This window comes from Serratia silvae (assembly GCF_023282985.1).
GTDB lineage: Bacteria > Pseudomonadota > Gammaproteobacteria > Enterobacterales > Enterobacteriaceae > Chania > Chania silvae.
This window is the reverse complement of record NZ_JAGQDC010000008.1, coordinates 108,409-130,489: the sequence shown is the minus strand read 5'-3', so window position 1 is coordinate 130,489 and position 22,081 is coordinate 108,409. Positions and strand designations below refer to the sequence as shown.

Below are 22,081 nucleotides of genomic sequence, written 5' to 3'. Positions count from 1 at the left end.
CTCGGAGTGCTTAGTTAAGTACTTAAGCGGCAACCAAACTGATGAGCCTGTCTTCGTGCGTTTTACGATAGAGCGCAGGAAGACAGGCTCCAAACAAACCATTAGACAGATAAGGAATACCACCATGTCAGAACGTTTAAACAATGACGTGGATCCGATCGAAACCCGCGACTGGCTGCAGGCGATCGAATCGGTCATCCGTGAAGAGGGTGTTGAACGCGCTCAGTTCCTGATTGATCAGGTTCTGGGAGAAGCCCGCAAGGGCGGTGTTAGCGTTGCAGCTGGTGCTGCGGCTAACAACTACGTCAACACCATCGCGGTAGAAGACGAACCGGCATACCCGGGCAACCTGGATCTGGAGCGTCGTATTCGTTCTGCTATCCGTTGGAATGCCGTGATGACCGTGTTGCGTGCTTCCAAGAAAGATCTGGATCTGGGCGGCCACATGGCTTCCTTCCAATCTTCCGCGACCTTCTATGAAGTCTGCTTTAACCACTTCTTCCGTGCTCGCAACGAAAAAGACGGCGGCGATCTGGTTTACTTCCAGGGCCACATCTCTCCGGGCGTTTATGCACGTGCCTTCCTTGAAGGCCGCCTGACCGAAGATCAAATGAACAACTTCCGTCAGGAAGTGCACGGTAAAGGCCTGTCCTCTTACCCGCATCCAAAACTGATGCCTGAATTCTGGCAGTTCCCGACCGTCTCCATGGGTCTGGGCCCAATCAGCGCCATCTATCAGGCCAAGTTCCTCAAGTATCTGGAACACCGTGGTCTGAAAGACACCTCTGGCCAGACCGTTTATGCCTTCCTGGGCGACGGCGAGATGGACGAACCGGAATCCAAAGGTGCGATCACCATCGCAACCCGTGAGAAGCTGGACAACCTGGTATTCGTCATCAACTGTAACCTGCAACGTCTGGATGGCCCGGTCACCGGTAACGGCAAGATCATCAACGAGCTGGAAGGCATCTTCGCAGGTGCTGGCTGGCAGGTACTGAAAGTGATCTGGGGTGGTCGTTGGGATGAACTGCTGCGTAAAGACACCAGCGGCAAGCTGATCCAACTGATGAACGAAACCCTGGACGGTGACTACCAGACCTTCAAATCCAAAGACGGCGCTTACGTGCGTGAGCACTTCTTCGGCCGCTTCCCAGAAACCGCCGCACTGGTCAAAGATATGACCGACGACGAAATCTGGTCGCTGAACCGTGGTGGTCACGATCCGAAGAAAGTCTTTGCTGCACTGAAAAAAGCGCAGGATACCCAAGGTAAACCAACCGTGATCCTGGCCCATACCATCAAAGGTTACGGCATGGGTGAAACCGCGGAAGGTAAAAACATCGCTCACCAGGTGAAGAAAATGAACATGGAAGGGGTTCACCACTTCCGCGATCGTTTCAACGTGCCAGTGGCCGATGCTGACATCGAAAAACTGCCATACATCACCTTCGAGAAAGACTCCGAAGAGTACAAGTATCTGCACGAACGTCGTCAGGCGCTGGAAGGCTACGTGCCAACCCGCATGCCGAAATTCACCGAGAAGCTGGAAATGCCAGCTCTGGAAGATTTCAGCTCCTTGCTGGAAGAGCAGAACAAAGAGATTTCTACCACCATCGCCTTTGTGCGTGCCCTGAACGTGATGCTGAAGAACAAGTCGATCAAAGATCGCCTGGTGCCAATCATCGCCGACGAAGCCCGTACCTTCGGTATGGAAGGTCTGTTCCGTCAGATCGGTATCTACAGCCCGAACGGCCAGCAGTACACTCCGCAGGACCGTGAGCAGGTTGCATACTACAAAGAAGACGAGAAAGGCCAGATCCTGCAAGAAGGTATCAACGAACTGGGCGCAGCCTCTTCCTGGTTGGCCGCAGCGACTTCTTACAGCACCAACAATCTGCCAATGATCCCGTTCTACATCTACTACTCCATGTTCGGTTTCCAACGTATCGGCGACCTGTGCTGGGCAGCGGGTGACCAACAGGCGCGTGGCTTCCTGATCGGCGGGACTTCAGGGCGTACTACCCTGAACGGCGAAGGTCTGCAGCACGAAGATGGCCACAGCCACATTCAGTCTCTGACCATCCCTAACTGCATCTCTTACGATCCGGCTTACGCGTATGAAGTGGCGGTGATCATGCATGATGGTCTGGTACGTATGTACGGTGACGCGCAAGAAAACGTCTACTACTACCTGACTACGCTGAACGAAAACTACCACATGCCAGCCATGCCGAAGGGCGCAGAAGAGGGTATCCGTAAAGGTATCTACAAGCTGGAAACTCTGGAAGGTAGCAAAGGTAAAGTACAGCTGCTGGGCTCCGGCTCAATCCTGCGCCATGTGCGTGAAGCTGCGCAGATCCTGGCGAAAGACTACGGCGTGGGTTCCGACACCTACAGCGTAACTTCCTTCACCGAATTGGCGCGTGATGGTCAGGACTGTGAGCGTTGGAACATGCTGCACCCAACCGAAACCCCACGTGTGCCTTACATCGCTCAGGTGATGAACGAGGCGCCAGCGGTAGCTTCTACCGACTACATGAAGTTGTTCGCAGAGCAGGTTCGTACTTTCGTACCAGCCAGCGATTATCGCGTACTGGGTACTGACGGCTTCGGTCGTTCAGACAGCCGCGAAAACCTGCGTCACCACTTCGAAGTTGATGCTTCCTACGTGGTGGTTGCTGCTCTGGGTGAACTGGCTAAACGCGGTGAAATTGAAGCTTCTGTGGTCGCTGATGCGATTAAGAAATTCGACATCAACCCAGAAAAAGTTAACCCGCGTCTGGCATAAGAGGTACTGAACAATGTCTATCGAAATCAAAGTGCCGGACATCGGTGCAGATGAAGTTGAAATCACCGAGATCCTGGTGAAGGTTGGCGATAAGGTTGAAGTTGAACAATCGCTGATCACCGTGGAAGGCGACAAAGCCTCCATGGAAGTGCCTTCGCCGCAGGCTGGCGTGGTGAAAGAGATCAAAGTGGCCGTCGGTGATAAAACCGAGACGGGCAAACTGCTGATGATCTTTGAAGCAGAAGGTGCGGCCGCTGCCGCACCAGCCGCCAAGGCTGAAGAAAAACCGGCCGCAGCTCCTGCAACTGCCGCAGCCAAAGATGTTGAAGTGCCAGACATCGGGGCTGATGAAGTTGAAGTCACCGAGATCCTGGTGAAAGTTGGCGATACCGTGACTGCCGAGCAGTCTCTGATCACCGTAGAAGGCGACAAGGCCTCTATGGAAGTGCCTGCGCCATTCGCTGGTACCGTGAAAGAGATCAAAATCAACACCGGTGACAAAGTGAAAACCGGTTCCCTGATTATGGTCTTCGAAGTGGCTGGCGCAGCTTCTGCTGCCCCTGCTGCTGCGGCTACCCAGGCGGCTCCGGCTGCTGCCCCTGCGGCAAGCGCGGCGAAAAACGTCGAAGTGCCAGACATTGGCGGCGACGAAGTAGAAGTGACCGAAGTGATGGTGAAAGTGGGCGATAAAGTTGCCGCTGAGCAGTCACTGATCACCGTTGAAGGTGACAAGGCTTCTATGGAAGTTCCGGCTCCGTTCGCGGGTACCGTGAAAGAAATTAAAATCGCTACCGGCGACAAAGTGAAAACCGGTTCTCTGATCATGATATTTGAAGTAAATAGCGAAGTGGAAGGCGCTGCACCAGCACCTGCCGCTGCTAAAACTCAAACTTCACAAACGGCATCGGCTTCAAATTCTGCTCCAACCAAACAAGCTGCACCTGCACCTGCCGCTGGTAAAGGCGAGTTCACTGAGAACGATGCCTACGTTCACGCTACCCCGGTCATCCGCCGCTTGGCGCGTGAGTTCGGTGTTAACCTGGCGAAAGTGAAGGGCACCGGTCGTAAAGGCCGTATCCTGCGCGAAGACGTTCAGGCTTACGTGAAAGACGCGGTCAAACGCGCCGAAGCCGCTCCTGCCGCTACCGGTGGTGGCCTGCCAGGCATGCTGCCGTGGCCGAAAGTGGACTTCAGCAAGTTTGGTGAGATCGAAGAAGTTGAACTGGGCCGCATCCAGAAAATCTCTGGTGCCAACCTGAGCCGCAACTGGGTAATGATCCCGCACGTGACTCACTTCGACAAGACCGATATCACCGATCTGGAAGCGTTCCGTAAGCAGCAGAACGACGAAGCTGCCAAGCGTAAGCTGGACGTGAAGTTCACCCCGGTGGTGTTCATCATGAAGGCCGTTGCCGCTGCCCTGGAGCAGATGCCACGCTTCAACAGCTCACTGTCCGAAGATGGCCAGAAGCTGACGCTGAAGAAATACATCAACATCGGCGTGGCGGTAGATACGCCAAATGGCCTGGTGGTTCCGGTATTCAAGGATGTGAACAAGAAGAGCATCACTGAGCTGTCCCGTGAACTGATGGCGATCTCCAAAAAAGCGCGTGACGGTAAGTTGACCGCAGGCGAAATGCAGGGCGGTTGCTTCACCATCTCCAGCCTGGGCGGTATCGGGACTACTCACTTCGCGCCGATTGTTAACGCGCCGGAAGTGGCTATCCTGGGCGTCTCCAAGTCTGCGATGGAGCCGGTCTGGAACGGTAAAGAGTTCACGCCGCGTCTGATGATGCCGATGTCACTCTCCTTCGACCACCGTGTGATTGACGGTGCTGATGGTGCACGCTTTATCACCATCATCAACAACATGCTGGCCGACATTCGCCGTCTGGTGATGTAATGAAAAAAGGGCGCAGTATGCTGCGCCCTTAGTAATTCAGTAGCAGTTTTGTCGGGTTTTGCATGACTCGACAGAATTGTTGGGACACGGGTCACTCGAACACGCTTTGCAGATTATTAACAATTCTGTAAACTGCTCGCGGTGTATGCGTCCCGGTGGATGAAGGGCGTTATGAGATTGATTAATAACATACCCAAAATAATTGGAGCTGCATCAAGGCGGCAAGTTCGTGAATCCTGATGAGCTTACTTTCAGTAAGTGATTCAGGTGAACGAACGCAGCCAACGCCGAGGCAGCTTCAAGGATGACGGGTATAAAATGACGTCTGACCCGCCGGACAACTAATTAAGAGGTCATGATGAGTACTGAAATTAAAACTCAGGTCGTGGTACTTGGGGCGGGCCCTGCAGGTTACTCTGCTGCTTTTCGTTGCGCTGACTTAGGTCTTGAAACCATTCTGGTTGAGCGTTACTCCACTCTGGGCGGTGTTTGCCTGAACGTGGGCTGTATTCCTTCCAAAGCACTGCTGCACGTTGCCAAAGTGATCGAAGAAGCCAAAGCGTTGGCCGAACACGGCATCGTTTTCGGCGAGCCGAAAACCGACATCGACAAAGTGCGCGTCTGGAAAGAGAAAGTCATCAATCAGCTGACCGGTGGTCTGGCTGGCATGGCTAAAGGCCGCAAAGTGAAAGTGGTCAACGGCCTGGGTAAATTCACCGGCGCCAACACGCTAGTGGTTGAAGGCGAGAATGGTGCTACCACCATCAACTTCGACAATGCCATCATCGCCGCAGGCTCCCGTCCGATCCAACTGCCATTTATTCCTCATGAAGATCCACGCGTGTGGGATTCCACCGATGCACTGGCGCTGAAAACCGTTCCAGAGCGCCTGCTGGTCATGGGCGGCGGTATCATCGGCCTGGAAATGGGCACCGTATACCATGCGCTGGGCTCACAGATCGACGTGGTTGAAATGTTCGATCAGGTGATCCCGGCTGCAGATAAAGACGTGGTAAAAGTCTTTACCAAGCGTATCAGCAAGCAGTTTAACCTGATGCTGGAAACCAAAGTGACTGCGGTAGAAGCCAAAGAAGACGGCATCTACGTTACGATGGAAGGTAAAAAAGCGCCTGCGGAACCACAGCGTTACGACGCGGTGCTGGTAGCGATCGGCCGTGTGCCGAATGGTAAACTGCTGGACGCTGGCCAAGCCGGTGTCGAAGTTGACGAACGTGGCTTTATCCACGTCGACAAACAGCTGCGTACCAATGTGCCGCACATCTTCGCGATTGGTGACATCGTCGGTCAACCGATGCTGGCGCACAAAGGCGTGCATGAAGGCCACGTAGCTGCTGAAGTTATCGCTGGTATGAAGCACTACTTCGACCCGAAAGTGATCCCATCGATCGCTTACACCGAGCCAGAAGTGGCATGGGTAGGGATGACCGAGAAAGAAGCCAAAGAGAAAGGCATCAGCTACGAAACTTCCACCTTCCCGTGGGCAGCTTCAGGCCGTGCTATCGCTTCTGACTGTGCTGACGGTATGACCAAACTGATCTTCGACAAAGAAACGCACCGTATCATCGGTGGCGCGATTGTTGGCACCAACGGCGGCGAACTGTTGGGTGAAATCGGTCTGGCTATTGAGATGGGTTGTGACGCAGAAGATATCGCGTTGACTATCCACGCTCACCCAACCCTGCACGAATCCGTAGGCCTGGCAGCAGAGATCTACGAAGGCAGCATCACCGATCTGCCAAACCCGAAAGCCAAGAAGAAGTAACTTCTGCGGTTGGTAAGGTTGATAAGCGGCTCCTGTAAAGGGGCCGTTTTTATTTGGTGAGTAGCGGATAAAAGGCCGCTCAAAAGAGCGGCCAGTAGCTTACTTGTTCTGGAATACGACGTTGAAGATCAGTTGATTGCCGGAAACTGACCAGCCACCTTTACTGACTCCAAACATCGATCCCAGTACAATGAGCAGGATAAAGAAAAATCTCCCTTTCATTGCGCGTTCCCTGTGGAACCACGACCACCGCGACTTCACCGGGAAAGCCCCAGTGGAACAAGCACTTGGTAATGCTTGTATCGCAGTAGTTGCAGCACTGTTCTCAAGCCCGATGACCGGCTGCTAAACCGGCAGAACAGACCCAAAATCAGAGTACATAAAACAGCGTTTTTTTGCATCAAATCGGTTGATTTTTTAACCATCTTTACGCACAATGTTGGAACTTGGTAGTGCTTGTATCGTTCTTTAACGATGTAAAAAATCCGTTCGGTGCCTGCTAACACCGCACGGATACAAAAGAACCGTCTTTATGGCGGTTTTTTTGTGCTCAACGCCCGCCAATTTCTCCCAACCCTATCGATAACCATTGTAAAAGTATGGACGTTATGTTGTGCTCATTGGGCTGAGATTGCGGTTGTGCCGTAACGAACCCGAGCCCGTCCCGCCTGCTTTGCAGCCGATTACGCTGCGGTCAACGATTCAGCAAAGATTTAATGTTGCTTTTATGTGAACGAATTAACAACCGATTCAAATCCTGATATGCTGGCTGGGCGGAACCGGGCACTGTACCTTACTTACAGTCCAGGATATCGACAGCAGTGCCCCGTCAAATATCGCCGTGCGCTAAACCCGGTTTGAATATAAAACGCCAGGCACAATAAATGACAATGAGAGCGAGGAGAAAGTCGTGCTAGAAGAATACCGTAAGCACGTGGCCGAGCGTGCTGCAGAGGGCATCGTCCCTAAGCCATTAGATGCGACACAAATGGCAGCGCTGGTTGAATCATTAAAAAATCCGCCAAAAGGCGAAGAAGAATTTCTGTTAGACCTGCTGATTAACCGTGTACCACCGGGCGTCGACGAAGCCGCCTATGTCAAAGCAGGTTTTCTGGCAGCCGTTGCCAAAGGCGAAGCCACTTCCCCCCTGGTTACCCCCGAAAAAGCCATTGAACTGCTAGGCACCATGCAGGGCGGTTACAACATTCATCCGCTGATCGATGCGTTGGATAACGAAAAGCTGGCACCGATTGCTGCCAAGGCGCTTTCCCATACGCTGCTGATGTTTGATAACTTCTACGACGTAGAAGAGAAAGCCAAAGCCGGTAACCCACACGCCAAGCAGATCATGCAGTCCTGGGCCGATGCCGAATGGTATCTGTCTCGCTCACCGTTGGCGGAAAAGATCACCGTGACCGTGTTCAAAGTGACTGGCGAAACCAACACCGATGATCTGTCACCCGCTCCGGATGCCTGGTCACGTCCAGATATCCCACTGCATGCGTTGGCAATGCTCAAGAGCGAACGTGAAGGTATTTTCCCGGATCAGCCGGGTAGCGTTGGCCCGATCAAGCAGATTGAAGAGCTGAACAAGAAAGGCTTCCCGCTGGCCTACGTCGGTGACGTGGTTGGTACCGGTTCTTCCCGTAAATCTGCCACCAACTCGGTGCTGTGGTTTATGGGGGACGACATCCCCTACGTGCCGAACAAGCGTGGCGGCGGTGTGGTGCTGGGCGGCAAGATTGCGCCAATCTTCTTTAACACTATGGAAGATGCCGGTGCGTTGCCAATTGAAGTAGATGTCTCCAACCTGAACATGGGCGATGTGATCGACATCTTCCCGTATAAAGGCGAAGTGCGTAACCATGAAACCGGTGAACTGGTTGCCAGCTTCGAGCTGAAAACCGATGTGCTGCTGGATGAAGTGCGTGCCGGTGGCCGTATCCCACTGATTATCGGCCGTGGCCTGACCACCAAGGCGCGTGAAGCGCTGGGCCTGCCGCACAGCGAAGTGTTCCGTATTGCCAAGCCGGTAGCGGCTAGCAGCAAGGGCTTCTCGCTGGCGCAGAAAATGGTTGGCCGCGCCTGTGGCGTTGCTGGTGTTCGCCCTGGCGAATACTGCGAACCCAAGATGACCTCGGTAGGTTCACAGGATACCACCGGCCCGATGACCCGTGACGAGCTGAAAGATCTGGCTTGCCTGGGCTTCTCTGCCGATCTGGTGATGCAGTCGTTCTGTCATACTGCCGCGTATCCGAAACCGGTTGACGTCACGACTCACCATACGCTGCCGGACTTCATCATGAACCGTGGCGGTGTTTCGCTGCGCCCTGGTGATGGTGTGATCCACTCTTGGCTGAACCGTATGTTATTGCCGGATACCGTTGGTACCGGTGGCGACTCCCACACCCGCTTCCCGATCGGCATTTCCTTCCCGGCCGGTTCTGGTCTGGTGGCCTTTGCTGCCGCGACCGGCGTGATGCCGCTGGATATGCCTGAGTCGGTGCTGGTGCGCTTCAAAGGCAAAATGCAGCCTGGTATCACCCTGCGAGATTTAGTGCATGCTATCCCTTACTACGCGATCCAGCAGGGCCTGTTGACCGTAGAGAAGAAGGGCAAGAAGAACATCTTCTCTGGCCGCATTCTGGAGATCGAAGGTCTGCCGGAGTTGAAGGTCGAGCAGGCGTTTGAACTGACCGATGCCTCGGCAGAACGTTCCGCTGCCGGTTGCACCATCAAGCTGGATAAGGCACCGATCGCCGAATATCTGAGCTCTAACATCGTGCTGCTGAAGTGGATGATCTCCGAAGGTTATGGCGATCGCCGTACCCTGGAGCGCCGTATTCAGGGGATGGAAAAATGGCTGGCGGATCCGCAGTTGCTGGAAGGCGATGCGGATGCGGAATATGCCGCAGTGATCGAAATCGATCTGGCCGATATCAAGCAGCCAATCCTGTGTGCGCCGAACGATCCGGACGACGCGCGCCTGCTGTCCGACGTGGCCAACAGCAAGATCGACGAAGTGTTTATCGGTTCCTGCATGACCAACATCGGCCACTTCCGTGCGGCGGGTAAACTGTTGGATCAGCATAAAGGCCAACTGCCAACTCGCCTGTGGGTGGCTCCGCCAACCAAGATGGACGCAGCGCAACTGACTGAAGAAGGCTACTACAGCGTCTTTGGCAAGAGCGGTGCGCGTATCGAGATCCCTGGCTGTTCACTGTGTATGGGTAACCAGGCACGCGTGGCGGACGGTGCGACCGTGGTTTCCACCTCGACTCGTAACTTCCCGAACCGTCTGGGTACTGGAGCCAACGTTTATTTGGCCTCCGCAGAGCTGGCAGCAGTGGCATCACTGCTGGGCCGTTTGCCAACGCCTGATGAGTATCAGACCTATATGGCACAGGTCGACAAGACGGCGGCGGATACCTATCGCTACCTGAACTTCGACCAACTGACCCAGTACACGGAAAAAGCCGACGGTGTGATCTTCCAAACCGCGGTGTAATTCGGTACTGAGTTAGCATCATCACGGGGAGCCTTTGGGTTCCCCGTTTTTTTGTGATCGCTCCCCGCTTTTATTGATGTTAACCGGCTGATTAGTATTGTTTTGATGAAATCATTACTCTCAGGCTAACAAACCATCCCCCTGCTTGATTGATGGCGCTCTCCTAGACTCTTACTCTAACCGTACTGAACAGAACCAAGTAAACCCAGGAGGTTGAGGTATGTCGCTTCATCAAAGCCCCACGCGCGTTTGGGATACCCGGCGGCAGGAAAAAAAACGCCGTATCGCGAGTGTGCAAGGGCAGTCGCAGGGCAAAGTGATCCCCACCGCCGATCTGACCAGCGTGCTGGAAAAACTGCTGGTTTCTGGCGATCGGGTGGTGCTGGAAGGCAATAACCAGAAACAGGCCGATTTTCTCTCCCGTATGCTCGCCGAGGTCAACCCCGCCAAAGTCCACGATCTGCATATGATCATGCCAAGCGTTGGCCGCGCCGAGCATCTGGATATTTTTGAAAAGGGCATCGCCCGCAAGCTCGATTTTGCCTTCTCTGGTACCCAGAGCCTGCGCATTTCCCAACTGCTGGAGGATGGGCAGCTCGAAATCGGTGCCATCCACACCTATATCGAACTCTATTCCCGCCTGTATGTGGATCTGGTGCCGAACGTGGCGCTAGTGGCCGGGTTCAAGGCCGATCGTCATGGCAATCTGTACACCGGGCCAAGTACCGAGGATACCCCGGCACTGGTTGAGGCCACCGCGTTTAAAGACGGCATCGTCATCGCTCAGGTTAACGAACTGGTCGATGATGAAACGGATCTGCCAAGGGTCGATATCCCCGGTTCCTGGATCGATTTTGTGGTGGTGGCAGACAAACCATTCTTTATTGAGCCGCTGTTTACCCGCGATCCGCGTCTGATCAAACCGGTGCATGTGTTGATGGGAATGATGGCAATCAAAGGCATCTACGCCAAACATCAGGTGCAATCGCTGAACCACGGTATCGGTTTTAACACCGCAGCTATCGAGTTGCTGTTACCTACTTACGGCGAGCAACTGGGCCTGAAGGGCAAAATCTGTAAACACTGGACTCTGAACCCACATCCAACCCTAATCCCGGCGATCGAAAGCGGTTGGGTGGAGACCGTGCACTGTTTTGGCGGTGAGCTGGGGATGGAGAATTACATCGCCGCCCGCCCGGATATTTTCTTTACCGGTAGCGACGGTTCCATGCGCTCCAACCGTGCGTTTTGCCAGATGGCCGGTCAGTACGCCGTAGATATGTTTATCGGCTCTACCTTGCAGATCGACGGTATGGCTCACTCATCTACCGTGACGCGTGGCCGTCTCTCCGGTTTTGGCGGGGCACCGAACATGGGGCACGATCCACACGGTCGTCGCCACGCTACGCCTGCCTGGTTGGATATGATCGAAGAGCCGGATCCGTTGGCCCGTGGCCGCAAGCTGGTGGTGCAGATGGTGGAAACCTTCCAGGCAGGAGCCAAACCGACCTTCGTAGAAAAACTTGATGCCGTCGATGTGGCGCAAGAATCTGGTATGCCGTTGGCGCCAGTGATGATTTACGGCGATGACGTGACCCACGTGCTGACCGAAGAGGGCATTGCTTATCTGTATCGTGCGCGCTCGCTGGAAGAGCGCCGCGCTATGGTGGCTGCGGTGGCCGGTATCACCGATATCGGGTTGGGTGTGGACGCCAAACGCGTGGCCGAGCTGCGCCGTGAAGGCAAAGTGGTGTTCCCGGAAGATCTCGACATTCGGCGCACCGAGGCTTCGCGTTCTTTACTGGCCGCGGGCAGCGTAGCGGATCTGGTCGAGTGGTCCGGCGGCCTGTATAACCCGCCAGCTAAATTCCGGAGCTGGTAATGAAACTTTCCCCCTGTTTGATCGCCTCCGATGCGGATGTTGTTGCCACACGATTGGCGGAGCTTGCTACGCAGGCGCTAGTGGATGAGGTGCACCTCAGCCCGAAACCGGGGCTGGTGGATGCACGAGGCTCCGGTGCGCATCAGGATCTGACGCTGGCGTTGATGGAGCGTTCGGCCAACAGCCTGACGCCAATCTTCCATCGGTTGGCGATTGCCGGTTGGCAGCGTCCGGCAGATAGCGCGTTACGTCAGGAAGTGGGCCGGATTGGCCGGGAAGGTGAACAGCGGATGATGGCAGCCACCGCCGGTGTTAATACACATCGCGGGGCGATCTGGGCGATGGGCCTGCTGGTGACGGCAGTAGCCATGCAAGGGGGTAACGCAACACCTTCCAGCAGTTGTGCATTAGCCGCCCAGTTGGCGCAGTTGCCGGATCACGCCAGCCCGAAGGTGTTCAGCAAAGGCTTGCGAGCCACTCAACGCTATCAGGTACCCGGCGCGCGGGAAGAGGCACAGCAAGGTTTTCCGCATGTGATGCAACGGGCGTTGCCGCAGCTGTGGCACAGCAGGAGCCAGGGGGCCAGTGAGTCAGCCGCACAGATCGATGCGTTGATGGCCATCATGACCACCCTGAGCGATACCTGCGTGCTGTCGCGTGGTGGGTTAACGGCGCTGAATGCGATGCAGCAGGGGGCCGCCGAGGTACTGCATGCCGGAGGATATCAACATCCGGCAGGGCAGGCGGCGTTGGTCAGACTGGAACAACGGCTATTGGCGAGCAACGCTTCACCCGGTGGCGCGGCCGATTTGCTGGCTGCGGCTCTGTTCCTCGATCGGGCTACGGCCCGCTGAATAATCAATCCAGAGGATGTTATGGAACATATCGATTTGAGTTATCCGGCCAGTCTTACGCTGCCGGGTAAGGCACTCACCGGCGTCGTAGGCTCCGGTGACATGGAGGCTTTGTTTGAGCCTGCGGCTGACGGCACGCTGACGGTAGCGATCAAAACCTCCGTAGACGGTAGCCGGCAGCGTTGGCAACACCTGTTTGAACGCCTGGCGTCATTGCGCGATTTACCTGCCGGGCGGTTAGAGATTAACGACTTCGGCGCTACGCCGGGAGTGGCTCGGCTGCGTATTGAACAGGTATTTGAGGAGGCCGCCCATGCGTGATGATCTCAGCTTTATCGAACTCAGCGCCCGGGAGCGCGCCCGCAATTTGTTGGACAGCGGCAGTTTCCGTGAACTATTGGGGCCATTTGAGCGTATTACTTCACCCTGGCTGGAGCCGCAGGGCATCGTCACCCAGGCCGATGACGGCATGGTGGTCGCTAAAGGCACCATTGACGGTAAACCGGCAGTGGTGGTGGCGGTAGAAGGGGCGTTCCAGGGCGGCAGCATGGGGGAGGTTTCCGGTGCCAAGATGGCAGCGGCCCTGGAACTGGCCGCAGAAGATAACCGTAACGGTATTGCGACCCAGGCCGTATTGCTGCTGGAAACCGGCGGCGTACGTTTGCAGGAAGCCAACCTGGGGCTGGCGGCGATTGCGGATATTCATGCGGCGATTGTCGATCTGCGCCGATATACCCCGGTGGTGGGCATTATTGCCGGTACCGTGGGTTGTTTTGGTGGGATGTCCATTGCGGCGGCTTTATGTAGCTATTTGATCGTCACCCGTGAAGCGCGTCTGGGCTTAAACGGCCCACAGGTAATTGAACAGGAAGCCGGTATCGACGAATACGATTCCCGCGATCGGCCTTTTATCTGGAGCATGACCGGCGGCGATGTGCGCTATCGCAGCGGCTTTGTCGATGAAGAAGTCCCGGATGCGCTGCATGCGGTCAAGGCGGCGATGACAGGTTGCCTGCAACGCGGCGTGCCTGCTCAGCACCGCTCCGACAATTATCACTACTACTTGCCGAAACTGTCGCAGTTCGATACCCGCCAGCAGGCGGACTCGGCAGTCATTGCTCAACTGTTTGCTGCGGAGGATCGGGTATGAGTACGTCATCATCAAGCCGTGGAGAATATTGGTTCTCTTTGCTGACGGCGGGGGCCGAACAGCGCCAGGGGCAGTGTGCCTCGATCCGGGTCGCGGATGGTGAGCTTGAGGGCCAGCCGGTGCGTTTTATCGCCGTGGTGCCGGATGCCAATAACCATTACCCACGTGCCGCACGCGGTGAAGTCGGTTTGCTGGAAGGTTGGACGTTAGCCCAGGTAGTCAGTGAAGCGCTCGCGGCTGACGTTGGTAAAGCACAAAAGCGCACCATCGTGGCGGTGATCGATGTGCCAAGCCAGGCCTATGGCCGCCGTGAAGAGGCCTTTGGTATTCATCAGGCGTTGGCCGGCGCGGCCGGAGCTTATGCCAAGGCTCGGCTGGCAGGCCATCCGGTGATTGGTTTGATCGTCGGGAAAGCCATGTCCGGCGCGTTTCTGGCGCACGGCTATCAGGCCAACCGCTTGATTGCCTTCAACGATGCAGGCGTGATGATCCATGCGATGGGTAAAGAGTCTGCGGCGCGCATCACGTTACGTTCCGTAGAGGCGCTGGAGAAGCTGGCAGCAACCATTCCACCGATGGCTTATGACATTGAGCATTACAGCTCGCTGGGCCTGCTGGAACAGTTACTGGATATCCGTGACCCGCTGCAGGCCAGTGAGCAGGAACTTAATCTGGTACGCTACGCGTTGACCCAGGCGATTGCCAAAACTCGCAGTGAAGGCGTTGGTTTAACTAACCGCTTGGGGGCAGATAACCGCCATAGTTCTTCGCTGGTGCGTGAACGTATGCGCGCAGGGTGGTAATGCCACGTTAGCCATTTTTACGTCAGAACTCAGGGATTTAATACCCCGCCGAGAGAGCGCATATGATGCGCTCTAGCTTGGCATATAGCTTCACCTGCATATAACAATATAACTAACACCATCGCACCTGATCTGACTGATTTTTTCTTTTTAACAGGTGATTTATGACATACGTAATTATTCATGCCTTGGCGCCGATTTTTGTCATTATGCTGCTGGGCTTTTTTGCCGGTAAGGCAAAAATGGTCGATAACCAGAACGTTTCATTACTCAACATCTTCGTGATGGATTTTGCACTGCCGGCGGCCCTGTTCGGTGCCACCGTACAAACGCCTTGGGCGGGGATCGTTGAGCAGTCGCCGCTGATCGTGGTGTTGGTGCTGGCGATGTGGATCACCTATGCGGCGATCTATTTTACCTACACCGGGATCTTCCATAAGTCTCCGCAGGATGCCGCGGTGCTGACGCTCACCGTGGCGTTGCCCAACTATGCCGCGCTTGGCCTGCCGATCCTCGGTAGCGTACTGGGGGAAACGCCGGGAACCTCGCTGTCCGTGGCGGTGGCAATCGCCTGTGGTTCGGTACTGATGACGCCGTTCTGCCTGCTGATCCTCGAGCGTGAAAAAGCCCGCGCAGCTGGTGCGGTTCAAGGTTCCAGCCTGGGCATGTTGCCGGTGCTGATGTGGCGCTCGGTGAAAAAACCGATCGTCTGGGGGCCGCTGCTTGGGGTGGTGCTGTCGGCGGTAGGCGTCCATATGCCTGAGATGGTGCTGGCCGCGATTAAACCGCTTGGCCTGTCGGCTACGGCGACAGCGCTGTTCCTGACCGGGGTGATCCTGTCTGCCCGTAAGTTGCAGATCAACGGCCCGGTGCTGCTGTCGAGCGTAACCAAACTGCTGATCCAACCGTTTATTGCCTGGGGATTGGTTTTGGCATTGGGCCTGCACGGTAGCGTGGCTATCACCGCTATTTTGATGATCGCCCTTTCCGCTGGTTTCTTCGGTATCGTCTTTGGTAACCGTTTTGGCGTGCAGTCGCCGGATGCCGAAGCCACGTTACTGATCAGTTCCGTGTTGTGTATCATTACCTTACCGTTGTTTATCACCCTGACTTCAGGGATGTAACTGGAGAAGCCGATGATTCGCCCGCATGACTTGATTTGGATTAGTGACCGTGCAGCCCTCAGCGCCGATGAGGCGTTGCCGGAGTGGGTTAGCCAGCAGTGGCGCACCTCATTACCGTTGGTGGTACGGCGCGATGTCCAGGATAGCGGGCGGATCCCGGTCGGTATCCGGGGTATGAAACGCAGCCAGCGCGCCGCAGCTTGGGTTAGCGCAGAGGCTATCCGCCGCGTAGTGACGCCGGAGTCTTTGGTGAGCGAGCCGTTGGCATTGTTACACTCGAGCTTTGTTTCCCAGCCTCCGGTGCAGGCGCTCATTATGCTGGCTCAGCGCCCTTGGCCGTGGGTCTGGGGCGTGACCGGCAGCTGTGGTTATGCGCTGGCGACCGAAATCCCGGTGATGCATGCCGACAGCGATCTGGATCTGTTGGTTCGCTGCCCGCAGCCCGCCAGCCTTGAGGCGTTGCAGTTGCTGGCGCAGTGGTTGCAGGCATTGCCTTGCCGATCCGATGCTCAGATAGAAACACCGCTCGGCGGCTTTGCCCTGAGCGAATGGCTGCGAGATGGGCGAGCGATGCTGAAAGCCGCTGAGGGGCCGTTGTTGACGACGGATCCATGGGCCAGCTCTCAGGAGGCTTGATGAAGATTTTATTTACCTTTCCCGGTCAGGGGCCGCAGGTGCCTCAAATGCTGCACCAACTGCCGGCCAATGAAACAACCCAGCGGTTGTTAAGCGAGGCCTGCGCTGTTCTTGACCAGGATGTACTGGCGTTGGACAGCGCCGAAGCCTTACAGAAAACCCGGGCGGTGCAGCTGTGCCTGCTGATAGCCGGTGTGGCCTACGCGCGGGAATTACAGCAGCAGGGGATTGAGGCCGACTTTGTCAGTGGGTTATCCATCGGCGCTTTTCCGGCCGCAGTCATCGCCGGGGCTTTGGCATTTCCCGACGCCGTCCGGCTGGTGGCGCTGCGTGGCCAGCTAATGGAGGAGGCATATCCGGTGGGATATGGCCTGGCGGCGATTGTCGGTTTGCCGTTGCGCCAGGTGGAAAGGCTGATAGCAGAGGTCAATAGCGCTGAGTTACCAGTCTATCTGGCCAATATCAATGCCGAAGACCAATTGGTTATCGCGGGTAGCGAAGCCGCAATGGTGCAGGTCATGGCACTGGCAAAAACCGCAGGTGCAGCTAAAACCCAGCGTTTGGCGGTGAGCGTCCCTTCCCACTGTGCCCTGTTGGCACAACCGGCGGAAAAGCTGGCGCAGGCCATGAAGCAGGTAAACATCAACCGGCCGCAGGTTGCGTATCTCAGTGGCAGTACCGGGCGTGTGCTATGGCAGCCGGAGCGGATTGCCGACGATCTGGCCTTCAACATGGCCCGCACCGTGCGCTGGCATGAGGCAATGGTGGCGGCCTACGAACGGGAAGTCCGTCTGGCGATCGAGATGCCGCCGGGCGCGGTATTAACCGGCTTGACCAAAAAAGTGATGGAGCAAGGGGAAGCGCTGTCCCGCTGCCAACTGGGGCTGAACGCGGTCTGCGGCATTGTGGCCAAATATCGGCGCGATTAAACCGGCCCTTCACCGCGTGCGTACATGCGGCCTTCCGCCGTTAACGCCAGCAGGTTCGGATCCTGCTGCTGGTTACGGTTGAACACCAGCGCGATGGTTTGGCGCATCTGGTACTGTTCGCACAGCGGCAGTAATTTCAACGTGTGTTCATACATCTTCTTCATCCGCCCAGGCACCAGCGTGTAGCCCACCCCGGCCTGCACCAGGCTGAGCATTGAGAAAATATCATTCACCCGGGTGACGATTTCCGGTTCAAAACCGGCAATCTGAAACGCTTCGCTAAAGCCGTGGTAGGTGGCGAAGCCTTCGGTCAGGGAGACAAACTTCTGGCTGCGAAAGTCTTGCAGGTCTGCCGTGCCATCGCTGTTTAGCGCCGAGGCTGCCGGTGCGGCAAGATAGATATCATCCTCAAACAGCGGCAGGATCTCAAAGCGCAGCGGATCGATCTGGCTGTCCGAAACCGAAATCAGGATGGCGTCCAGCAATTGGTTCTCCAACTGGGTCAGCAGATCCTCATTCGATCCCATCGTCAGGCTGATCTCCATGGCCGGGCGGCGTACCTTCAGCCCCATGATCAACCGTGGAATGGTTTCCAGCGTCAGTGAGTAGAGCGTGCCGATACGCATGCGTTGCTGGCCAAACCCCGCCTTCAAACGAGTTTCTTCGATGCCTGTGTAGGTCAGATCCACGATGTCGCGGGCGTATTCTGCCAGCGTAAGTGCTGCGGGCAGGGGCAGCAGGTTGCGCCCTTTATGAATAAACAGCGGGCAGCGAAAGCCCTCTTCCAAGGTATGTAACGCACGATGCACGCTAACGCTGCTCAAGCCAAGCTGTTCGGCGGCTCGGCCGATGTTCTCCTTCTCCATAAACGCCAGAAAGATTTCTAGTTTTTTCAGGGTGATTTCGTTGTCGATCATCGGCTCAGGCTTGGGTAAGGGCTAAGAAATGTCATGATAACAACAATTGCCCGTCCGTAGCAGGCACCAAGAGCCTTCCCGCTTCCCAAGCGGAGGGGGGAACCGTTATATTGCGCCACAGATTATTGCTCAATTTTGTGAGCGCTCAGTGCGATAGTCACCCAATAAGGGTTAAACTTAGTCTTAGACACGGCTCAGGAGGGCATGCTATGGATTACGAATTTCTGCGTGACGTAACCGGTCAGGTGGTGGTCAGATTTTCGATGGGGCATGAGGCCATCGGCCATTGGATTAACGAAGAGCTTAACGGTGATTTTAACCTGCTGGACCGCATCGAAGCCGGTGCGGCAGGGGTCAAGGGCAGTGAGCGTCAATGGCAGTTAGAAGGTCATGAATATACTTTACTGATGGATGGTGAAGAGGTGATGGTTCGCGCCAACCAGTTGGAGTTCGAAGGCGACGAAATGGAAGAGGGGATGAACTACTACGACGAAGAGAGCCTCTCTTTCTGTGGCATCGAAGACTTCCTGACGGTGCTGAAAGCCTACCGCTCGTTTATGCTCAACTACTGATGTAATGGTCAGTTTCGCCAGCATGACACTGGGCGCACCTTGCGAGACCATCTGGGGTTAAGCGGCTAGTATTTTCCTTTGCGTTATACTGTTACCGGAATGTTTACTGGAGAAACAGGATGCAGCAAAAATGGCAGCAAGTAGATGAATACCTTAAGCGACATTTACTAAACGAGGATCCAAATCTGGCGCAAACGCTTCTGGCCAACGCGGCGCAAGGATTGCCGCCGCACGATGTTTCTCCCCTACAGGGGCAGTTCTTGCTGTTGATGGTGCAGATCAGCGCGGCGCAGCGAGTGCTGGAGATAGGGACCTTGGGTGGATTCAGCACTCAGCTCATGGCACAGGCGTTACCCCCTGATGGTTGCTTGATCTCGTTGGAGAAAGAAGAGAGAAATGCCGCTGTTGCTCGTGAAAATATTGCGCGTGCTGGCTTGTCCGGCAAGGTGACGATCAAGGTTGGCGAGGCGGCAGAGCTGTTGCCTGAGTTACAAGAACAAGCTCCGTTCGACCTGGTTTTTATCGATGCTGATAAACAGAATGCGCTGTTATATCTGCAATGGTCCATCAGCCTTGGCCGGACGGGCAGTGTGATCATCATGGACAATGTGATCCGCGGTGGTGCGATTATTGATACTGAACGTGATGTTCATGCTGATGGGATCTGCCAGACGCTTGAAGCGGTGAAACAATTTCCAGAATTGACAGCAACCGCGTTACAAACGGTGGGCGAAAAGGGCTGGGATGGGTTTGCGTTGTTGCGGGTGGATAAATCGTCACCGAAGAAGCAAAACTCCATGGATTTACCCTGATTTGCTTCACAAGGCTAATAAGGTGTCTTTAGCAAGGTCCGCCGTAAACCCTTGCCCAATTTACGGCGGGGGCAGTCACAGGTGAGGAATATTGCGCCCGTAGTAAATCTCCTGCATCTCTTTCCACAGCAGATCGGTGATCCTTTTCCGCTCCGCCTCGCTCAGTTCGTCCGGCCTGGCGTTAAACAGATAGTGCTTCAGATCGAAATCCTTCAGCAGCATCTTGGTGTGGAAGATGTTCTCCTGATACACATTGACATCCATCATGTGGTACAGCGCCTTCATATCCTCGGACATAAAGTTCTGGATCGAATTGATCTCATGATCGATGTAATGCTTTACGCCGGCTACATCGCGGGTGAAACCGCGTACGCGATAGTCCATGGTGACGATATCGGATTCCAACTGGTGGATCAGATAGTTCAGCGCTTTGAGCGGTGAAATCACGCCGCAGGTAGAGACTTCAATATCGGCCCGGAAGGTACACAGGCCGCCTTCTGGGTGGCTTTCCGGGTAGGTGTGGACACAGATATGGCTTTTATCCAGATGTGCCACCACCGTCTTGGGCAGCGGCCCTGGGTGTTCAGAGGTATCCACGTCTTTCGGATCGACGGGCTCTTCGCTCATCAGAATGGTGACGCTGGCGCCTTGCGGATCGTAGTCCTGGCGGGCGACGTTGAGAATATTGGCGCCGATGATCGAGCAGGTTTCACTGAGGATCTCGGTCAGGCGGTTGGCATTGTACTGTTCGTCAATGTAGGCGATATAGCCATCGCGATCGTCTGCGGTTTTGGCATAACAAATATCGTAAATACAAAAACTCAGGCTTTTGGTCAGGTTATTGAAGCCGTGCAGTTTGATCTTTTGCAATTAGTTTTAGCCCCTATCTTCTCGCTTAACGTGAAACGTTCAGTGCATTAAGCAAATACTGCGGCAGGGCAAAGCTGCCAGCGTGAATTGCCGGATTGTAGTAGCGGCAGTCTAAGCCACTTTGATGAAAGCGTTGTTGCAGCGTGGTGGCATCCAGCTGGCGCAAGGCTGGGTTCTGGCTGGCCCAGGCAAAGGTCATGATGCCGCCGTAATAGGTCGGGATCGCCGCCTGATAGAAGCTGACGTCGTTAAAATACTGGCTGAGCTTGGTGTGGCTGTTGACCGCTTCGTCCTGTTGCAGGAAGCAGACGCCGTTCTGGGCTACGAAGATACCGCCTTCGTTGAGGCAGCGTGCGCAACCTTCATAGAACGCCGAGGTAAACAGGCTTTCACCGGGGCCGATCGGATCGGTACAGTCAGAAATAATCACGTCGAACTTTTCGTCGCTCTGGTTGACGAAATTGACGCCATCGTCGATCACCAGCTTGAAGCGGGGATCGTCATAGGCCCCGGCGTTGTGATTCGGTAAGTATTGGCGGCAGAACTCCACCACGCCCGCGTCGATCTCAACCATGGTGATATGTTCAACGCCCTGATGGCGGCAGACTTCACGCAGCATAGCGCCGTCGCCACCGCCGATAATCAGCACTTTCCTGGCCTGGCCATGGGCCAGCAGCGGCACGTGGGTCATCATTTCGTGATAGATAAACTCATCGCGCTCGGTGGTCTGTACCACGCCATCGAGAGCCATCACGCGGCCCAGCACCGGGTTTTCAAAGATCACCAGATCCTGATGTTCGGTTTTCTCACGGTAAAGTACCTGCTCTACTGAGAAGTACTGGCCAAAGTTGGCATGCAGCGTTTCATACCAAATCTCTTTCTGGGTCATGTGCGGGTTACTCCGTAATAACAACCATGAAAAATGAGCGCAACATCATAAACCCTCCGTGTGGCAAATTACAGCATTGTCGGCAGGGCAACAGATAGGCGATAGCAAACCCTGCCAGCTATCGTTGGCAAGGCTGAGAGAAAGCAGGGGGAAGTTAGTTGGCGTAGGCCAGAAGGCTCAAGGAGTCGCGCGCCAGAGATTTGCACTTATTGGGGGTAGGAATAGCAATGCCGCTGAGATCGCGGTAGCTGTCTTCACCCAGGGATTTCATATTAAAGCTATTATAGTTAGTCAAATCCCAACGGTTTTGCTGGGCGAAGTACACGATGGCGCGTTTTATTTGCGCGTTAGGCAAATCATTATAGCCACAGTCGTTTTTGAGATAGACAAACACCGCGGTCAGATCGGCAAGATCTTCCGCTTCGGATTCATTCAGCGCCAGGCTGGCATTGGAAAAGCCCAGCATAGTCAGCAATAGCATTAACAACGTTGTTTTTTTCATCATGAAATAGACCTGTTCAATATCTGCTGACGTTACCACACTTGGCTGTAAAGGCACCAAATTAATTATGCGGGCTTAACACTCTTTAATAGTAGCTCTTGACCTTCCACTAAGGGGAGGGTTTAGGCTGCGGGGATTAAGCTATCGATCACTGAGAAA

The 22,081-nt window shown here is 55.1% G+C and carries 19 protein-coding genes; 14 read left to right on the top strand and 5 right to left on the bottom strand.

All coding sequences use genetic code 11. The annotated features are described in order from the left end of the window. Nucleotides 1–124: 124 nt before the first annotated feature. From aceE to lpdA, 3 genes are all read left to right on the top strand, one after another. The gene (gene aceE, locus KAJ71_RS12070) at nucleotides 125–2,788 is read left to right on the top strand and encodes a pyruvate dehydrogenase (acetyl-transferring), homodimeric type (protein ID WP_024484020.1); all 2,664 of its coding nucleotides are present in this window, start codon (nucleotides 125–127) and stop codon (nucleotides 2,786–2,788) included. A gap of 13 nt (nucleotides 2,789–2,801) precedes the next feature. Next, on the top strand, nucleotides 2,802–4,691 hold the full coding sequence (gene aceF, locus KAJ71_RS12065; RefSeq protein WP_248945951.1) for a pyruvate dehydrogenase complex dihydrolipoyllysine-residue acetyltransferase: 1,890 nt from the start codon (nucleotides 2,802–2,804) through the stop codon (nucleotides 4,689–4,691). Between the two features lie 358 nt (nucleotides 4,692–5,049). After that, nucleotides 5,050–6,474 carry a dihydrolipoyl dehydrogenase gene (gene lpdA, locus KAJ71_RS12060; RefSeq protein WP_248945950.1) on the top strand — a complete coding sequence of 475 codons (1,425 nt, stop codon included), beginning with the start codon at nucleotides 5,050–5,052 and terminating at the stop codon, nucleotides 6,472–6,474. Between the two features lie 99 nt (nucleotides 6,475–6,573). On the opposite strand, the gene KAJ71_RS23450 is transcribed toward lpdA, so the two are convergent. Further along, nucleotides 6,574–6,696, bottom strand: a complete 123-nt coding sequence (locus KAJ71_RS23450) for a hypothetical protein (protein WP_283106740.1) — start codon at nucleotides 6,694–6,696, stop codon at nucleotides 6,574–6,576. Between the two features lie 688 nt (nucleotides 6,697–7,384). Here KAJ71_RS23450 and acnB point away from each other — a divergent pair. The 9 genes from acnB to mdcH all read left to right on the top strand — a co-directional run bounded on the left by acnB (nucleotide 7,385) and on the right by mdcH (nucleotide 17,360). Next, nucleotides 7,385–9,982 carry a bifunctional aconitate hydratase 2/2-methylisocitrate dehydratase gene (acnB, locus tag KAJ71_RS12055; RefSeq protein ID WP_121607801.1) on the top strand — a complete coding sequence of 866 codons (2,598 nt, stop codon included), beginning with the start codon at nucleotides 7,385–7,387 and terminating at the stop codon, nucleotides 9,980–9,982. A 220-nt stretch (nucleotides 9,983–10,202) separates the two neighbouring features. Next, nucleotides 10,203–11,864, top strand: a complete 1,662-nt coding sequence (mdcA, locus tag KAJ71_RS12050; protein ID WP_248945949.1) for a malonate decarboxylase subunit alpha — start codon at nucleotides 10,203–10,205, stop codon at nucleotides 11,862–11,864. Continuing rightward, nucleotides 11,864–12,718: a triphosphoribosyl-dephospho-CoA synthase gene (locus tag KAJ71_RS12045; protein WP_248945948.1), complete on the top strand. Its 855-nt coding sequence runs from the start codon at nucleotides 11,864–11,866 to the stop codon at nucleotides 12,716–12,718. Before mdcA ends, KAJ71_RS12045 begins: the two co-directional genes overlap by 1 nt. A 21-nt stretch (nucleotides 12,719–12,739) precedes the next feature. Beyond that, nucleotides 12,740–13,039, top strand: a complete 300-nt coding sequence (locus KAJ71_RS12040; protein ID WP_248945947.1) for a malonate decarboxylase subunit delta — start codon at nucleotides 12,740–12,742, stop codon at nucleotides 13,037–13,039. Continuing rightward, complete coding sequence (locus KAJ71_RS12035; protein WP_248945946.1) at nucleotides 13,032–13,868, top strand: biotin-independent malonate decarboxylase subunit beta; 837 nt, start codon at nucleotides 13,032–13,034, stop codon at nucleotides 13,866–13,868. The genes KAJ71_RS12040 and KAJ71_RS12035 overlap by 8 nt, the downstream gene beginning before the upstream one ends. After that, nucleotides 13,865–14,671 carry a biotin-independent malonate decarboxylase subunit gamma gene (gene mdcE, locus KAJ71_RS12030; protein ID WP_248945945.1) on the top strand — a complete coding sequence of 269 codons (807 nt, stop codon included), beginning with the start codon at nucleotides 13,865–13,867 and terminating at the stop codon, nucleotides 14,669–14,671. Before KAJ71_RS12035 ends, mdcE begins: the two co-directional genes overlap by 4 nt. A 164-nt stretch (nucleotides 14,672–14,835) precedes the next feature. Beyond that, on the top strand, nucleotides 14,836–15,795 hold the full coding sequence (locus tag KAJ71_RS12025) for an AEC family transporter (RefSeq protein WP_248945944.1): 960 nt from the start codon (nucleotides 14,836–14,838) through the stop codon (nucleotides 15,793–15,795). A gap of 12 nt (nucleotides 15,796–15,807) precedes the next feature. Next, complete coding sequence (locus KAJ71_RS12020) at nucleotides 15,808–16,431, top strand: malonate decarboxylase holo-ACP synthase (RefSeq protein ID WP_248945943.1); 624 nt, start codon at nucleotides 15,808–15,810, stop codon at nucleotides 16,429–16,431. Beyond that, nucleotides 16,431–17,360, top strand: a complete 930-nt coding sequence (mdcH, locus tag KAJ71_RS12015; RefSeq protein ID WP_248945942.1) for a malonate decarboxylase subunit epsilon — start codon at nucleotides 16,431–16,433, stop codon at nucleotides 17,358–17,360. The genes KAJ71_RS12020 and mdcH overlap by 1 nt, the downstream gene beginning before the upstream one ends. On the opposite strand, the gene KAJ71_RS12010 is transcribed toward mdcH, so the two are convergent. After that, the gene (locus KAJ71_RS12010; protein WP_248945941.1) at nucleotides 17,357–18,277 is read right to left on the bottom strand and encodes a LysR family transcriptional regulator; all 921 of its coding nucleotides are present in this window, start codon (nucleotides 18,275–18,277) and stop codon (nucleotides 17,357–17,359) included. The two genes, mdcH and KAJ71_RS12010, sit on opposite strands and share 4 nt — an antisense overlap. A gap of 209 nt (nucleotides 18,278–18,486) precedes the next feature. On the opposite strand from KAJ71_RS12010, the gene yacL reads away from it, so the two are divergent. Together yacL and KAJ71_RS12000 are read left to right on the top strand one after the other, a co-directional pair. Next, nucleotides 18,487–18,849: a protein YacL gene (gene yacL, locus KAJ71_RS12005; RefSeq protein WP_248945940.1), complete on the top strand. Its 363-nt coding sequence runs from the start codon at nucleotides 18,487–18,489 to the stop codon at nucleotides 18,847–18,849. Between the two features lie 119 nt (nucleotides 18,850–18,968). Next, a complete protein-coding gene (locus KAJ71_RS12000; RefSeq protein WP_248945939.1) occupies nucleotides 18,969–19,661 on the top strand; it encodes an O-methyltransferase in 693 nt (230 codons plus the stop codon). 75 nt (nucleotides 19,662–19,736) lie between these two features. On the opposite strand, the gene speD is transcribed toward KAJ71_RS12000, so the two are convergent. The 3 genes from speD to KAJ71_RS11985 form a co-directional block, all read right to left on the bottom strand. Beyond that, nucleotides 19,737–20,531, bottom strand: coding sequence for an adenosylmethionine decarboxylase (gene speD, locus KAJ71_RS11995; RefSeq protein ID WP_021179725.1), 795 nt, complete (start codon nucleotides 20,529–20,531; stop codon nucleotides 19,737–19,739). Nucleotides 20,532–20,556: 25 nt separating this feature from the next. Next, complete coding sequence (gene speE / locus KAJ71_RS11990) at nucleotides 20,557–21,420, bottom strand: polyamine aminopropyltransferase (protein WP_248945938.1); 864 nt, start codon at nucleotides 21,418–21,420, stop codon at nucleotides 20,557–20,559. Nucleotides 21,421–21,574: 154 nt separating this feature from the next. Next, complete coding sequence (locus tag KAJ71_RS11985) at nucleotides 21,575–21,922, bottom strand: YacC family pilotin-like protein (protein WP_037375824.1); 348 nt, start codon at nucleotides 21,920–21,922, stop codon at nucleotides 21,575–21,577. Nucleotides 21,923–22,081 lie beyond the last annotated feature (159 nt).